This window comes from Streptococcus cristatus (genome assembly GCF_003944225.1).
Taxonomy (GTDB): Bacteria; Bacillota; Bacilli; order Lactobacillales; family Streptococcaceae; genus Streptococcus; species Streptococcus cristatus_K.
In genome coordinates this window covers 100859-115651 of sequence record NZ_RJPN01000004.1, presented here as the reverse complement: position 1 = coordinate 115651, position 14793 = coordinate 100859, and the positions used below count along the sequence as shown (strand labels likewise).

The window sequence follows — 14793 nt, the reverse complement described above, 5'->3', positions numbered from 1 at the left end:
TAATTAAGGTCTGGCTTGCCAGATAAAAAACGGATGGTACCGCGTGTCAACGCTCCGCTTCGGTGTGAGTGAGACCGCGGTTTTTATTTTGGAGGAACTATGTCAACAATTGAAGAACGATTGCAGAGTCTGCGTGAGGAAACTTTAGCCCAATTGCAGACCATTACTCTGGAAAATGCTAAGGATATGCAGGAGCTGAAAGTATCTGTCCTAGGGAAAAAAGGAAGTCTGACTGAGATTCTCAAAGGGATGAAGGATGTTTCTGCTGAGATGCGCCCTATTATCGGGAAGCACGTCAATGAAGCACGAGATGTGCTGAATGCGGCCTTTGAAGAAGCAGCTCAAATCTTGGAAGAGCAGAAAGTCGCAGCCCAGCTGACCAATGATGCCTTGGATGTGACCCTGCCTGGCCGTAAGATTCCAGCTGGAAATCGCCATATTTTGACCCAAACGAGTGAAGAAATCGAAGATATTTTTATCGGTATGGGCTATCAGGTCGTGGATGGTTTCGAGGTTGAGTCAGACTACTACAACTTTGAGCGGATGAACCTGCCTAAAGACCACCCTGCGCGGGATATGCAGGATACCTTCTACATCACAGAAGAGATCCTCTTGCGTACTCACACATCTCCTGTCCAAGCTCGTGCGATGGATGCCCATGATTTTAGCCAAGGGCCACTTAAGATGATCTCTCCGGGACGTGTTTTCCGTCGCGATACAGACGATGCGACTCACTCTCACCAGTTTCACCAGATTGAAGGTCTGGTCGTAGGGGAAAATATCTCTATGGCTGATTTGCAAGGAACCTTGCAGCTGATTATTCAAAAAATGTTTGGTGCGGATCGTAAGATTCGTCTGCGTCCATCTTACTTCCCATTCACAGAGCCATCTGTCGAAGTGGATGTCTCTTGCTTTAAGTGTGGTGGTGCCGGCTGTAATGTCTGCAAGAAGACTGGCTGGATCGAAATCATGGGAGCTGGAATGGTGCACCCAAGTGTCTTGGAAATGAGTGGCATTGATTCAGAGAAATATTCTGGCTTTGCCTTTGGGCTTGGTCAAGAGCGGGTGGCTATGCTTCGCTATGGTATCAACGATATCCGTGGCTTCTACCAAGGCGATGTGCGTTTTTCAGAGCAATTTAAGTAAGAAGCTTAGAATAGAACTTATTTTGAACAATCCCATCACGAAAAGCCTGATTAGCAATGTTTGCGGACTTGAAATGCATGGGAAAGAGGCTCATCAGTATTACTAGCTTATAAGACAATTTTAGCTAGGAATATCGCTCACAGCCGCTTCTGAGAAAGGAGTGCCCTATGTTAGTTAGAGTTCAGCCAGAAGATCTGGATATTTTGCGGGAGTTACAAGTACAGACCTACCAAGAAACTTTTGGTCCTTTCATCAAGCAAGAAGATTTGGAACATTATTTTTCCCATGAGCTGGCGCGTGAAAGGCTGGCGCGGGAGTTGGCGAATCCTGAGTCTGAGCATTATTTTGTACTGGACAAGGAGCAAAAGATCGCTGGTTTTCTCAAGTGTAACTGGGGGCAGGCTCAGACAGAGCAAGAGTTGGAAGATTCCTTTGAAATTCAACGGATTTATGTGCTTGCCTCTCATCAGGGCCTCGGCTTGGGCAAGGAAATGTTTGAATTCGCCCTAGCAGAAGCTGAGAAACGTGGTTTTAGCTGGGCTTGGCTAGGCGTTTGGGAAAGAAATTTCAAGGCGCAGAACTTTTACTTTAAATATGGCTTTGAGAGGTTTAGCCAGCATGAATATATCACTGGTGACACGGTCGATATTGACTGGCTTTTAAGGAAGAAATTAAATTAAAAAGACGATAACATCGCTGTTTGCTGTTTATTGGGCTTTTAGTGGAAACAGAAATTTATAGAGAGGAATCAAATACGACCGAAAATTGAATGGACTGGCTTTGTCTATGAAGTCAGAGTTGGTTCTGGTTGGTCGTAAAATCATACATATGTTAGTTAGTTATAAATGGTTAAAAGAACTGGTTGATTTGGATGTGACGAGCGCCGAGCTGGCGGAGAAAATGTCCACAACTGGTATTGAAGTAGAAGGAGTCAGCTCGCCAGCCGAAGGTCTTTCGAAAATTGTTGTCGGAGAAGTTCTGAGCTGTGAGGATGTACCTGAAACTCACCTGCACCTCTGTCAGGTCAATGTCGGAGAAGAGGAGCCTCGTCAGATTGTCTGTGGAGCACCGAATGTTCGCGCAGGTATCAAAGTTATGGTAGCTGTACCAGGCGCTCGAATTGCAGATAATTATAAGATTAAAAAAGGAAAAATCCGTGGGCTAGAGTCACTGGGTATGATTTGTTCACTCGGTGAGCTGGGAATTTCGGATTCTGTTGTGCCAAAGGAATTTGCGGATGGCATTCAAATTTTGCCAGATAATGCTGTACCAGGAGATGAGGTTTTCCCTTATCTGGATTTGGACGATGAGATTATCGAGCTTTCTATCACGCCAAACCGGGCTGATGCTCTGTCTATGCGTGGGGTGGCTCATGAAGTGGCAGCTATCTACGATAAGCCTGTTCATTTCAAAGAATTTCCTTTCACTGAAGGGGATAAAGAGGCTGCGGCTAGCTTGTCTGTTTCCATTGGGAGCGAAAAAGCACCGTTTTATGCAGCTCGTATTTTGGACAATGTGACCATTGCTCCGAGTCCTCAGTGGCTGCAAAATCTCCTCATGAACGAAGGGATTCGTCCGATTAACAACGTAGTGGACGTGACCAACTACATCTTGCTCTACTTTGGTCAGCCCATGCATGCCTTTGATTTGGACACATTTGAGGGTGACCAGATTATCGTGCGGGAAGCGCGTGCTGGTGAGAAATTAGTGATGCTGGACGGCGAAGAGCGTGAGCTGGAAGTCGGTGATTTAGTTATCACTGTGGCAGATAAGCCAGTGGCTTTGGCTGGTGTCATGGGCGGAGCAGCCACCGAAATCTCTGATAAGTCGACTCGTGTCGTTCTGGAAGCGGCTGTCTTTGATGGCAAGTCAATCCGTAAGACAAGCAGCCGTCTGGGCTTGCGTTCCGAGTCTTCTTCACGCTTTGAAAAAGGGATTAACCTGGCAACAGTAACCGAAGCTCTGGATGCTGCTGCGAGCATGATTGCTGACTTGGCAGGTGCAATTGTTCATGCTGGCATTGTCCAAGCAGGACACTTAGATACGACTGACAAGCAGGTTTCGACTAGCCTTTCTGATGTCAACCGAGTTCTGGGAACAGATTTGACTTATGCAAATATTGAAGATATTTTTCGTCGTCTAGGCTTTGGTCTTAGCGGATCTGCGGACTTATTCACAGTCAGCGTGCCTGCTCGTCGTTGGGATATCAGTATTCCAGCAGATCTTTACGAGGAAATTGCTCGTATTTATGGCTATGACCGCTTGTCAGTTTCCCTACCTCAAGATGCTGGAACGGCTGGCGAATTGACGGCCACTCAGAAGCTACGTCGCAAGGTTCGGACGGTGGCTGAAGGAGCAGGTCTGACAGAGATTATTTCCTATGCCTTGACCACGCCAGAAAAAGCTGTCGAATTTACGCTTAATCCTACGAATCTGACTGAGCTTATGTGGCCTATGACAAGGGAGCGCAGTGTTCTTCGCCAAAATATGCTCTCAGGCATGTTGGATACTGTCAGCTACAATGTTGCTCGTAAAAATAAGGATTTGGCCCTTTATGAAATTGGGAAAATCTTTGAACAAACAGGCAATCCGAAGGAAGAATTGCCTAACGAAATCAATAGCTTTGCCTTTGCCCTAACTGGCTTGGTAAGTGAAAAAGATTTCCAAACGCCAGCGACTCCTGTGGACTTCTTCTACGCTAAGGGAGTGGTTGAAGCGCTCTTTGACCGTCTAGGATTAGAAGCTGATTATCAAGCAACTGACCAGCTTAAGAGTCTGCATCCAGGTCGGACAGCGCTGATTTCGATCAAGGGTCAGCCAGTGGGCTATGTTGGGCAGGTTCATCCAGTGACGGCCAAGGCTTATGATATCCCAGAAACCTATGTGGCAGAGCTTAATCTGACGGCTATTGAGGCGAGTCTTGAGCCAGAACAGCCTTTTGTAGAAATCACCAAATTCCCAGCTGTTACTCGCGATGTGGCCTTGTTGCTCAAAGCAGAGATCAGCCACAGACAGGTGGTGGAAGCGATTCAAGCTGCCGGAGTGAAACGTTTGACGGATATCAAGCTCTTCGATATCTTCTCAGGTGAAAAGCTGGGTGTCGGCCTCAAATCTATGGCTTACACACTGACCTTCCAAAATCCAGAAGACAGCCTAACCGATGATGAAGTAGCTAAATATATGGACAAAATCCAAAAATCCTTGGAAGAAAATGTCGGCGCAGAAGTGCGCTAGTATATACAAAGAGAAGCAGTCCTTTGGGCTGCTTTTGACTATAAAAGAGCTTTATAAAAGTCTTGATTTATGGTATTCTAGTCTCAATAAAGATTTTACAGAAAGAATATTTTAATGGAATATAAAAGAAGTTATGCAGCTGAAATTGTAGCTATTATTATTGTTATTATTGGAACCTTCATATTCATTGGAGTAATGCAATCACCAAATAGTAGTGGTGGGAACCACAGTGATCGCTTAGAACAGCTAGAGTCTGAACGAAAAGATGCAAAGTTGAATGAAAGCCCGATGACTATTGAAAAAGCCAAAACCTTGGTTAATTCGGATTTTGCACCTGAGAATGAAACACCAGAAGAGGAAGAAAAAAGGCTACAAGCTTTTGTAGAGACCTATAATAAACAATTAAAGTCCGAACAAGCTTCTATCCGAAGAGAAAAGGAATCTGAGCAAGAAATTCTCAATCAAAATAATGAATATGTGGGCCCAATTCTAATTGGTGCAGGTATTATAGTTACTATTTTAGGTGTTTCGGCTTATAAGAAAGCTCATGAGCCTGCAGCTTTTACTATTTCTGATGATAAGATTGATGTTAAACCCTCTGTTTTCCAAGATATAAATCACATTAATTTAACAAATATTAAGCAAATCGAGTATGAAATTAGACGTGCTTATTCTAAAAATTCGAGATCAACTTATCGCATACTTTATTTTAAAGACGAAGAAGGAAAAATACTGGAAGAGATTGACTTAAATAATCTTGCTGATGCTGATTTCAATACCATTCATAGAGAAATTAGTAAGCGAGCTCCACATATTGAATGGATTTTTCCGGAATAAAAGGAAAGATTGTAGGAAAAGTAATCATGGAAAATGTAAGACAAATCTCCCAATGTCAGACTCTTTGGGCTAAAAATAAGTATCTGGTGCTCAGTCATTCCAGTAAGATCTATCTGGAAATCCGTCAGTATCTGAAAAGCGATTTGGTGGAAGCAGCACATGTTCAAGACTTGATTGATCAGGCGGTAGCCCTGCCTGAAAATCGCGGTCAGGTCTGCAATGCCTTTCAGCATGTTTGGGGCTATTTTAAGAAAAAAGCCAGCCCAGCTGAAAAAGAAAACTTTATGCTATTTTTAGAGCGATACCAAGCAGGTCAGGTGGAGCAGGAGGTTTTGGTAGAAGCTGTAAAAGATTTGCTTCGAAAGTACCCCAATCCCTATCTGCAGAATTCTACTCTGTTATTTGGTGATAAGGCATAAGGCTCGGCCATCAAGGATGACTAGCTTTGATCCTCTAGAAGAAGCAAGAAATTCTACATCTCCAGTCAAGTTAGGCTGGAGAATTTTCTATTTTTAGATAAAAAAATGCTATATGATTGACAAACAAAACAGACAATTGTAGAATATAATTATAAACTACAAATGTAGAAAATGAGAAAGCAATATGACTGTTTCAAAAAAGGCGTTTATCGGTATTCTATCTCTGACAGCAGCAGTTTTATTGACTGCTTGTTCAGGCAATGCTAATCAGGGAGGAAATGCTAACTCATCACAAAATACCCAAAGCCAAACATCACAGCCTGCGCAAGAACAGAATTCTTCATCCAATGCAGGTCAGACCAGCAATCTAGACGGACGCTACCAAGCAACTGACCATGATGGAGACCAGCATGTCCTAGAAATCAATGGTTCGACTGGTACTTGGACTGAAACTGAGGTCGATGGCAGTAAGGAAATCAAGCAGATACAAGTAGATGCAGCGAAGCAGAGACTAATTGTCGGTGACGATGTCAAAAGCTATCGTCAAAATGGCAATCAGCTGATTGTGGACGAATTGGATGATGATCCAGACACTCTGACCTTTAGCAAGCAATAAGGCGATTTTCAATCTGCTCTGGGAAAGAGAAAGTGCAAGTCAGATAGCGGTCGAAACCTAGAGAAAAGAAACAAGGCAAGCTTCGGTATATGAACTGAAGCCCTTGTTTCTTTTTATTTTATGAATTTCTTTCAAGGAATGTTTCTTACTTAGGGAATCGCTATACGACTTAGTGATTTTCGCCTGAATCTAGTCATTATTAGTCTCATATGTTTTTCTAGCTTGCTTCTTTATGATATAATGATCTTTAATATCTCAAAGGAGGACAGCTTTGTTTTTAGCTTTTAAAGAGATTGTCTACAGCCGTGGACGCTATCGTTTAGTGGTTGCTGTGGTCTTTCTCATTACCTATATGGTTTTCTTTTTGTCTAGTCTTTCTGTCGGTTTGGCTAGGCTCAATCGCTTGGCTTTGGACCAATGGCAGGCTGAGTCAATCGTCTTGTCAGAGTATGCCAATAAGAATCTGGTTGCTTCGACTCTAAAGGAAGAGGAGTATAGTAGCCTGCTTCAAGGGGACTCAATTGCGGCTTTGGGACAGACGGCAGCAGTGGCCAATTATGAAGATGGGACGGATAAACTCAACGCTCAGGTTTTCGGTCTTTCTTGGGATAGTTTTCTGGCACCAGATATTATTGAGGGACGTCCTGTTGAGAATGCTCATGAAGTCATTGCGGATAAGCGTCTGCAGCAAAAAGGTGTCAAACTAGGCGACCAGCTTCAGCTCAATGGCAGTGAGCGCCTCTATCAGGTTGTTGGTTTCACAGAGGATAATAGCTTCTTTACGCAACCTGTAATTTTTATGGATCTAGATGATTTCAGGGAATTAAAGTACGGCTCTAGTCAGGTTAAGAATATCAGCGCACTTGTGGTCAAAGATAGTCAAAAGATTGAAGAAACTGGGCTTAGTCAGCTTTCTATGAGTGATTTTATAGAAAATATCCCTGGTTATCAGCCTCAGGTTCTGACTTTTTCCTTTATGATTGGGGCCATGGTTCTGATTACCTTTTTAGTATTGGGAATTTTCATGTACATTATCACCATTCAGAAGACCCAACTTTACGGTATTATGCGTGCCCAAGGGATTGCCAGTGGGAAGATTATTGCTTCTATTTTCTGGCAGATTTTCATCCTATCCACTCTGGGAATCAGCTTAGCTGTCTTGGCTCTCTTGGGAACCCAGCTAGTCTTGCCGGCTTCTATGCCTTTTTATAGTGACTGGCGAGCTTATGCTGGATTGATTGTCCTGATTGTTTTCATGTCGCTGGCCGGCGGGCTCTTGTCCATTCACCGGGTTCTGAAAATTGACCCTATCACAGCGATCGGAGGTGAGTAAATGTCAATCATAGAACTAAAAGGAGTTACAAAAGAATATGGCCAGGGGCATACGCTGGTCCAAGCCCTGAAACCAACTGATTTCCAACTGGAAGCAGGGCAGTTTGTAGCTATTATTGGGCCCTCAGGCTCGGGTAAAACAACTTTTCTGACCTTGCTGGGGCATTTGCAAACTCCTTCAAAAGGACAGATTCTGCTGCATGGGAAAGATACTTCCCAGCTCAAGGAAAAGGAACGAGCTGCTCTACGCTTCAATGATTTTGGCTTTATTTTGCAGGCTTCCAATCTCATACCTTTTTTGAAAATCGAAGACCAGTTCCAGCTGATTGACCGCTTATCTAAAAAGGAAAGGACAGATCTGGACAGTCTGATTGAGCTGCTAGACCTAAAAGACACGCTCAAGCAGTATCCCAAAGAATTGTCCGGCGGAGAACGGCAGCGGGCTGCTATCGCTAGAGCGCTTTACAATAGCCCTGATATTATCTTGGCTGATGAGCCGACAGCTAGTCTGGATACAGAGCGGGCTAAGCGCGTGGTTCATCTGCTCAAAGAAGTGACTCAAAAATTCAACAAGAGCGTGGTCATGATTACCCATGATACCCGCCTACTGGACGAGGTTGACAAGGTCTATGAAATGCAAGACGGAGTGCTGACTCAAGTCCGATGAAGATGTAGCCAAACAAAAAATAGTTTGGGACAAGGAGAGTGCCTCGCTTCATGATTAGGCAAATATTCAGTTAGATTAAATAGACAAACAAACACGGTTCTGTTTTTCAAGAACCGTGTTTCATTTTCTTCGCTTTTTGGTGATTTTCAGGATTTATTTTGGTGGTTCGGGCTTTGTGGAGGAGAAGCTCCAGCCAGCTACGTTCTTGGATGCGTTCTCTGACCTGTCCATTTTTTCGACTTTCTAAGTATTCGCCCAGATTTTTTGCTTTGATAAACTCTGTGATTCCCATATTATTTTCCTAGGCAGAATTGGCTGAAGAGCTGGGTGATGAGTTCGTCTGGTGCGGCGTCACCAGTGATTTCGCCAAGGATTTCCCAAGTGCGGGTCAGATCGACTTGGAGGAGATCCACAGGCATGCCTAGTTCCAGTCCCTGATTGACGGCTTGCAGGCTTTCGACTGCCTTTTCGATGAGAGAGATGTGGCGGGCATTGGACAGATAGGTGGCGTCTTGCTCGACAATTCCAGCATTCTCAAAGAAGAGCTGATTGATGCGATCCTCGATTTTATCAATATTTTGGTTGTGGAGGACGGAAATCTTGATGGCATTTGCTGGCAGCTGATCCAGTTCAATCCTCTCTTCAAGGTCAGTTTTGTTAAGCAGGACGATGCGATTGCTGTCTTGGCTGATTTCAAGCAATTGTTTGTCTTGGTCAGTTAGTTGCTCGCTGGCATTGAGAACCAAGAGAACCAAGTCAGCTTCCTGCAAGGCTTTTTTAGAGCGCTCAACGCCAATCTGTTCCACAAGGTCATCCGTTTCCCGAATCCCTGCAGTATCAATGAGCTTAAGCGGTACGCCGTTGATATTGACATACTCCTCGATCACATCACGAGTCGTCCCCTCGATATCGGTCACAATGGCCTTGTCCTCACGCAAAAGATTGTTGAGGAGGCTGGATTTGCCAACATTAGGTCGACCGATGATAGCAGTCGAAATCCCTTCGCGAAGAATCTTGCCGCGTCGAGCAGTTTTGAGGAGATGGGTCAGAAGTTGCTCGAATTCAAGTGTTTTTTCACGAATGATTTCCGTCGTTGCTTCCTCAACATCGTCGTATTCAGGATAATCAATATTGACCTCTACCTGAGCCAGTGTATTGAGGATTTCCTGACGGGTGCTATTGATAAGGTCGGAAAGAGAGCCGTCCAACTGCTTGACAGCATTGTTCATAGCTTTATCTGTCTTGGCCCGGATGATATCCATGACAGCCTCAGCCTGAGTCAAATCCACGCGCCCATTGAGAAAGGCCCGCTTGGTAAACTCGCCAGGCTCTGCCAGTCTAGCCCCCTCGCGGATAGCCAGCTGCAGTATTTCATTAGTCACTGCAATCCCGCCGTGGGTGTTGATCTCGATGATATCCTCGCGCGTGAAGGTTTTAGGAGAGCGCATAGCGCCTACCATGACCTCATCCAGAATCTCCTGATTTTGAGGGTCAACGATATGGCCGTAGTTGAGTGTGTGGCTGGCCACTTTGCTTAGGTCCTTGCCTTTAAAGATTTTTTTGGCAATAGCAAAGCTGTCCGTCCCGCTTAGTCTGACGATACCGATGGCTCCTTCCCCAAGAGGGGTCGAAATCGCAGCGATGGTATCAAATTCTCGTGTTATCATGTATATCCTTTCTGAAAATCTATTTTGCAAACATCTGTCCCAAATTCATCCAAAAAGTTTTTGAGATTTGTGCATCATTTTGTCCTTGCTTTGCATGGATTAATAAGTATAGTGGGAAAGTGGTAGTTAAATCCTTGTGTCTTAGTAAAATGCGATTGATGGCTAGAGTTCTTTCCAATATTGGTAGAAGATAAATAGCTGTCGGGTAGGAAATTTATGTTATTCTAAACCTGTTCCTATCTTGCTAGTCAGTAGGAAAGAACCATCTTCGTTTTTTGAAAAAGTTAGGATGACAGCTTGATATTTGCTTCCTCCTGGTAAGTAGGTGATGGTTTTTATTTCAGAGCCGCTGACAGTGGAAGTGGTTTCGTCAGTTGGTTTGCCGTGGTCGCGAATGACGTCGTCGTATTTTGTTCCGCCTGCACCTCTTTTCAAAATATCACCCTCTTTGAGTGCATCAAATTCTGCTTTTGTCCATGTAAACTTCGTGTTTTCTTCTTTTTCCTTTTCTTCTTCTCTTTCTGACGAATCAATATAGGAACGATAAGAGCTCGAAAGAGTATCAAACCTTTTTCCCATCTCATTGAACATACGGGAATAGAATGATAGAGTGACCAGTGCGATGATTAAGGAGAAAAAGGAAATGACAGAGCCAATTATAGCCAAAGTTTTCGGTTTCTTTTGGTTAACAATGAGACCGATAATAGCCAGGATAAGAGCAATAGTACCGATAAAAAAAGATAGATAATTGATGATTGGTATCCAGGAGCCAAGTAAAGCGATTGCTCCAAAGACAATGGCTAAAATACCTAAAACTTTATTTTCTTGCTGCATCATAACAACCTCCTCAGATTTTCTATAGCTTACTACTTGAAATATGTATTTCTTTTAGTAATTTACCTATCTTCATTGTAGCGTAAAATAGAACTAGGAGCAAGATTTTAAGGAGATTTTCGTAAAATGAAGCACTGTTAAAATGCGATGAACCGTTTAAAGAGCTGAAAACACTTTCAAATTTCAAAGAATTGTGATATACTAAACATAGTTGATTTGAGGAGGTGCTATGGAAACTCTAAAGAAACTAGCAGGCATCAAGGCTGCTGAATTTGTCGAAGACGGGATGGTGGTCGGTCTGGGAACAGGTTCGACTGCTTACTATTTTGTCGAGGAAATTGGTCGACGTATCAAAGAGGAAGGCTTGCAGCTTACTGCAGTCACAACCTCTAGCGTGACTAGCAAGCAAGCAGAAGGCTTGGGCATTCCGCTGAAATCCATTGATGAAGTGGATCAGGTCGATGTGACCGTTGATGGAGCTGATGAAGTGGATCCTCAGTTCAACGGCATCAAAGGCGGAGGCGGAGCCCTGCTGATGGAGAAAGTTGTCGCGACCCCTACCAAGGACTACATCTGGGTGGTTGATGAAAGCAAATTGGTTCAAAAGCTAGGTGCTTTCAAGTTACCAGTCGAAGTAGTGCAGTATGGTGCGGAGCAAGTTTTCCGTCGCTTTGCTGAGGCAGGCTACAAGCCAAGTTTCCGTGAAAAAAATGGTCAACGTTTTATCACGGATATGCAGAACTTCATTATTGATCTAGATTTAGGTGTAATCGAAAACCCAGTCGAATTTGGCCGAGAATTAGATCATATTGTGGGCGTTGTTGAGCATGGACTTTTCACCAAAATGGTCAACAAGGTGATCGTCGCCGGTCAAGGTGGCGTAAACATTTTAGAAGCAAATAACTAGAAAAGAGGTTTTCATGTCAAAATTTAATCGTATTCACTTAGTCGTTATGGACTCAGTCGGAATTGGGGCAGCACCAGATGCTAACAATTTTGTTAATGCAGGGGTGCCAGATGGAGCTTCCGATACGCTGGGACACATTTCTAAAGCAGTCGGTCTAGACGTGCCAAATATGGCTAAGCTGGGCTTGGGCAATATCGAGCGTGAGCAAGCGCTGAAAACTGTACCAGCTGAGGAAAATCCAAGTGGTTACTATACTAAATTAGAAGAAGTTTCTTTAGGTAAAGATACCATGACAGGCCACTGGGAAATCATGGGCCTGAACATTACCGAGCCTTTTGATACTTTCTGGAATGGCTTCCCAGAGGAAATCTTGACTAAAATTGAAGAATTTTCTGGACGTAAGGTTATTCGTGAGGCTAACAAACCTTATTCTGGCACGGCAGTTATTGACGACTTCGGGCCTCGTCAGATGGAAACTGGCGAATTGATTATCTATACTTCTGCAGATCCAGTGCTTCAAATCGCAGCTCATGAGGAGATTATTCCTTTAGATGAGCTCTATCGTATCTGCGAATACGCTCGCTCTATCACCTTGGAACGACCTGCGCTTCTGGGACGGATCATCGCTCGCCCTTATGTGGGTGAGCCAGGTAACTTCACTCGTACAGCCAATCGCCATGACTATGCAGTTTCTCCATTTGAGCCAACTGTTTTGGATAAGCTCAATGAAGCTGGTATTGATACATATTCAGTTGGTAAGATTAACGACATCTTCAACGGTGCAGGTATCAACCACGACATGGGCCACAACCAGTCCAATAATCATGGTGTAGACAATTTGGTTAAGGCTATCCAGTCTGATGACTTCAAGTATGGCTTCTCATTTACCAACTTGGTAGACTTCGATGCTCTTTATGGTCACCGTCGTGATCCGCATGGTTATCGTGATTGTCTGCAGGAGTTTGACGCTCGCTTGCCAGAAATCATTGAAAACATGCGTGAAGACGACTTGCTCATGATTACCGCTGACCACGGTAACGATCCGACCTATGCCGGAACGGACCATACTCGTGAGTACATTCCGCTCTTGGTCTTTGGTAAATCCCTCAAGGGGAACGGTCACTTGCCTGTCGGACATTTTGCGGACATTTCAGCCACCATCGCTGACAACTTCGGTGTGGATAAGGCCATGATTGGTGAAAGCTTCTTGGACAAATTGGTATAAGCATAAGAGAGTGAGGAAAATATTTTATGACAACATTATCTGAGAAAATCAAAGCAACGGCCGCCTTCTTGAAAGAAAAAGGTATGACAGAGCCTGAATTCGGCTTGATCCTGGGATCTGGTTTGGGAGAATTGGCTTCTGAAATTGAAAATGCCGTTAGTCTTGACTATGCGGATATTCCAAACTGGGGTCGCTCAACTGTCGTTGGCCACGCTGGAAAATTAGTCTATGGAGACTTGGCAGGCCGTAAAGTCTTGGCACTGCAAGGTCGTTTCCATTTCTATGAAGGAAATCCATTAGAAGTCGTTACTTTCCCAGTGCGTGTGATGAAGGCTCTTGGTGCGACTGGTGTTATTGTGACCAATGCTGCCGGTGGTATCGGCTATGGCCCTGGTACGCTTATGGCGATTACTGACCACATCAATATGACGGGTCAAAATCCTTTGATTGGTGAAAATTTGGATGAATTTGGTCCACGTTTTCCTGACATGTCTAAATCTTATACACCAGAATATCGTGCAACTGCTCATCAAGTCGCTGATAAGCTTGGCATTAAGCTGGATGACGGTGTCTATATTGGTGTTACCGGTCCAACTTACGAAACGCCAGCAGAAATCCGTGCTTATAAGACACTCGGAGCAGATGCAGTTGGCATGTCTACTGTTCCAGAAGTCATCGTGGCTGCCCACTCAGGCTTGAAAGTGCTTGGAATTTCATGCATTACCAATCATGCTGCTGGGTTCCAAGAAGAGCTTAATCACGAGGAAGTGGTTGAAGTAACAGAGCGTGTCAAAGGTGATTTCAAACGACTACTTAAAACCATTCTTGCTGAATTGTAAGAAAATAAAATATTAAACTAAGGATAGGTAGAGCGCGTGTTTTGATTTGAACACGAGCGGAAAACTATCTTTCAAAAAAATACAGAAAGGAAGGGCTAACTGTATTCGCTGAACTGAATACGGGCGGAGAACTGTGTAAAAAAGATAAACTTTCTAGCATCTGCGATGCGTCGTCAATTTCCTATTTTTACTTGGTTCTCTGTCGCTATCCTGAATCTAAAAAAAGAAAGGTAGAGCGAAGTGTTCAGATTTGAACACGAGCGGAAAACTCGGAAAATAGATAATCTGACTGAGAAATCAGGATTTCTCGTCAGATTCCTAATTTTCAGTCGTTTTCTTGTCGCTCTTTGTATCATAAATTATGTCTATCCATATTGCTGCTAAACAAGGTGAGATTGCTGATAAAATTCTCTTGCCGGGGGATCCTCTTCGTGCCAAGTTTATTGCGGAGAATTTTCTTGAAGATGCTGTTTGTTTTAACGAAGTGCGGAACATGTTTGGTTACACTGGTACTTACAAGGGTCAGCGGGTTTCTGTCATGGGAACGGGTATGGGAATGCCGTCTATTTCCATCTATGCGCGTGAGCTGATTGTTGACTACGGTGTGAAAAAGCTGATTCGTGTGGGAACGGCTGGCTCGCTCAATGCAGATGTTCACGTTCGTGAATTGGTTCTGGCTCAAGCGGCTGCGACCAACTCAAACATTATCCGCAATGACTGGCCTCAGTATGATTTCCCGCAGATTGCCAGCTTTGATTTGCTGGACAAGGCTTATCATATCGCCAAAGACTTGGGCATGACGACCCATGTCGGAAATGTCTTGTCATCAGACGTTTTCTATTCGAACTATTTTGAGAAAAATATCGAGCTGGGTAAGTGGGGCGTGAAAGCTGTTGAAATGGAAGCTGCGGCCCTTTACTATCTGGCTGCCCAGCACCAAGTAGAGGCCCTAGCTATCATGACCATTTCTGATAGCTTGGTCAATCCTGACGAAGATACGACAGCAGAGGAACGCCAAAATACCTTCACCGATATGATGAAGGTTGGTCTGGAAACCTTGATTGATTAAG

15 protein-coding genes are annotated in these 14793 nt (G+C 44.0%); 12 read left to right on the top strand and 3 right to left on the bottom strand.

Annotation, left to right across the window (positions count from 1 at the left end; translation table 11 throughout):
* Nucleotides 1-99: 99 nt before the first annotated feature.
* From pheS to D8797_RS05975, 8 genes are all read left to right on the top strand, one after another.
* Nucleotides 100-1146: a phenylalanine--tRNA ligase subunit alpha gene (gene pheS, locus D8797_RS06010; protein WP_125373518.1), complete on the top strand. Its 1047-nt coding sequence runs from the start codon at nucleotides 100-102 to the stop codon at nucleotides 1144-1146.
* 167 nt (nucleotides 1147-1313) lie between these two features.
* On the top strand, nucleotides 1314-1826 hold the full coding sequence (locus D8797_RS06005; RefSeq protein ID WP_125373517.1) for a GNAT family N-acetyltransferase: 513 nt from the start codon (nucleotides 1314-1316) through the stop codon (nucleotides 1824-1826).
* 148 nt (nucleotides 1827-1974) lie between these two features.
* The gene (gene pheT, locus D8797_RS06000) at nucleotides 1975-4380 is read left to right on the top strand and encodes a phenylalanine--tRNA ligase subunit beta (RefSeq protein ID WP_125379682.1); all 2406 of its coding nucleotides are present in this window, start codon (nucleotides 1975-1977) and stop codon (nucleotides 4378-4380) included.
* 114 nt (nucleotides 4381-4494) lie between these two features.
* Nucleotides 4495-5217, top strand: a complete 723-nt coding sequence (locus D8797_RS05995; RefSeq protein ID WP_125379649.1) for a hypothetical protein — start codon at nucleotides 4495-4497, stop codon at nucleotides 5215-5217.
* A 26-nt stretch (nucleotides 5218-5243) separates the two neighbouring features.
* The gene (locus D8797_RS05990; RefSeq protein WP_125379648.1) at nucleotides 5244-5636 is read left to right on the top strand and encodes a YbgA family protein; all 393 of its coding nucleotides are present in this window, start codon (nucleotides 5244-5246) and stop codon (nucleotides 5634-5636) included.
* A 184-nt stretch (nucleotides 5637-5820) separates the two neighbouring features.
* Complete coding sequence (locus D8797_RS05985) at nucleotides 5821-6252, top strand: SP_0198 family lipoprotein (protein WP_125379647.1); 432 nt, start codon at nucleotides 5821-5823, stop codon at nucleotides 6250-6252.
* Between the two features lie 271 nt (nucleotides 6253-6523).
* Nucleotides 6524-7585: an ABC transporter permease gene (locus tag D8797_RS05980; RefSeq protein ID WP_185780852.1), complete on the top strand. Its 1062-nt coding sequence runs from the start codon at nucleotides 6524-6526 to the stop codon at nucleotides 7583-7585.
* Complete coding sequence (locus tag D8797_RS05975; RefSeq protein ID WP_125379646.1) at nucleotides 7586-8251, top strand: ABC transporter ATP-binding protein; 666 nt, start codon at nucleotides 7586-7588, stop codon at nucleotides 8249-8251.
* A gap of 106 nt (nucleotides 8252-8357) precedes the next feature.
* Here the strand turns inward: D8797_RS05975 and D8797_RS05970 are convergent, their stop codons facing one another.
* The 3 genes from D8797_RS05970 to D8797_RS05960 all read right to left on the bottom strand — a co-directional run bounded on the left by D8797_RS05970 (nucleotide 8358) and on the right by D8797_RS05960 (nucleotide 10755).
* The gene (locus D8797_RS05970; RefSeq protein ID WP_125379645.1) at nucleotides 8358-8543 is read right to left on the bottom strand and encodes a hypothetical protein; all 186 of its coding nucleotides are present in this window, start codon (nucleotides 8541-8543) and stop codon (nucleotides 8358-8360) included.
* A gap of 1 nt (nucleotide 8544) precedes the next feature.
* Nucleotides 8545-9918 carry a tRNA uridine-5-carboxymethylaminomethyl(34) synthesis GTPase MnmE gene (gene mnmE, locus D8797_RS05965; protein ID WP_125379644.1) on the bottom strand — a complete coding sequence of 458 codons (1374 nt, stop codon included), beginning with the start codon at nucleotides 9916-9918 and terminating at the stop codon, nucleotides 8545-8547.
* 219 nt (nucleotides 9919-10137) lie between these two features.
* Nucleotides 10138-10755, bottom strand: coding sequence for a CD20-like domain-containing protein (locus D8797_RS05960; protein ID WP_185780851.1), 618 nt, complete (start codon nucleotides 10753-10755; stop codon nucleotides 10138-10140).
* 226 nt (nucleotides 10756-10981) lie between these two features.
* On the opposite strand from D8797_RS05960, the gene rpiA reads away from it, so the two are divergent.
* The 4 genes from rpiA (at nucleotide 10982) to deoD (ending at nucleotide 14792) form a co-directional block, all read left to right on the top strand.
* Entirely contained in the window at nucleotides 10982-11659 is a 678-nt protein-coding gene (gene rpiA / locus D8797_RS05955) for a ribose-5-phosphate isomerase RpiA (RefSeq protein WP_125379643.1), read from the top strand.
* Between the two features lie 13 nt (nucleotides 11660-11672).
* On the top strand, nucleotides 11673-12884 hold the full coding sequence (locus D8797_RS05950; protein WP_125379642.1) for a phosphopentomutase: 1212 nt from the start codon (nucleotides 11673-11675) through the stop codon (nucleotides 12882-12884).
* A 26-nt stretch (nucleotides 12885-12910) separates the two neighbouring features.
* The gene (locus tag D8797_RS05945; RefSeq protein ID WP_125379641.1) at nucleotides 12911-13723 is read left to right on the top strand and encodes a purine-nucleoside phosphorylase; all 813 of its coding nucleotides are present in this window, start codon (nucleotides 12911-12913) and stop codon (nucleotides 13721-13723) included.
* Nucleotides 13724-14084: 361 nt separating this feature from the next.
* On the top strand, nucleotides 14085-14792 hold the full coding sequence (gene deoD / locus D8797_RS05935; protein ID WP_125379639.1) for a purine-nucleoside phosphorylase: 708 nt from the start codon (nucleotides 14085-14087) through the stop codon (nucleotides 14790-14792).
* Nucleotide 14793: the final 1 nt, after the last annotated feature.

Excerpts from the sequence above, each read along its gene's own strand:
- D8797_RS05945 (WP_125379641.1), top strand. The coding sequence starts at position 12,911 with ATGACAACATTATCTGAGAAAATCAAAGCAACGGCCGCCTTCTTGAAA.
- pheS (WP_125373518.1), top strand. The coding sequence starts at position 100 with ATGTCAACAATTGAAGAACGATTGCAGAGTCTGCGTGAGGAAACTTTA.
- D8797_RS05950 (WP_125379642.1), top strand. The coding sequence starts at position 11,673 with ATGTCAAAATTTAATCGTATTCACTTAGTCGTTATGGACTCAGTCGGA.
- D8797_RS05960 (WP_185780851.1), bottom strand. The coding sequence starts at position 10,755 with ATGATGCAGCAAGAAAATAAAGTTTTAGGTATTTTAGCCATTGTCTTT.
- D8797_RS05995 (WP_125379649.1), top strand. The coding sequence starts at position 4,495 with ATGGAATATAAAAGAAGTTATGCAGCTGAAATTGTAGCTATTATTATT.
- pheT (WP_125379682.1), top strand. The coding sequence starts at position 1,975 with ATGTTAGTTAGTTATAAATGGTTAAAAGAACTGGTTGATTTGGATGTG.
- D8797_RS05975 (WP_125379646.1), top strand. The coding sequence starts at position 7,586 with ATGTCAATCATAGAACTAAAAGGAGTTACAAAAGAATATGGCCAGGGG.
- D8797_RS05970 (WP_125379645.1), bottom strand. The coding sequence starts at position 8,543 with ATGGGAATCACAGAGTTTATCAAAGCAAAAAATCTGGGCGAATACTTA.
- deoD (WP_125379639.1), top strand. The coding sequence starts at position 14,085 with ATGTCTATCCATATTGCTGCTAAACAAGGTGAGATTGCTGATAAAATT.
- rpiA (WP_125379643.1), top strand. The coding sequence starts at position 10,982 with ATGGAAACTCTAAAGAAACTAGCAGGCATCAAGGCTGCTGAATTTGTC.
- D8797_RS05990 (WP_125379648.1), top strand. The coding sequence starts at position 5,244 with ATGGAAAATGTAAGACAAATCTCCCAATGTCAGACTCTTTGGGCTAAA.
- mnmE (WP_125379644.1), bottom strand. The coding sequence starts at position 9,918 with ATGATAACACGAGAATTTGATACCATCGCTGCGATTTCGACCCCTCTT.
- D8797_RS05985 (WP_125379647.1), top strand. The coding sequence starts at position 5,821 with ATGACTGTTTCAAAAAAGGCGTTTATCGGTATTCTATCTCTGACAGCA.
- D8797_RS06005 (WP_125373517.1), top strand. The coding sequence starts at position 1,314 with ATGTTAGTTAGAGTTCAGCCAGAAGATCTGGATATTTTGCGGGAGTTA.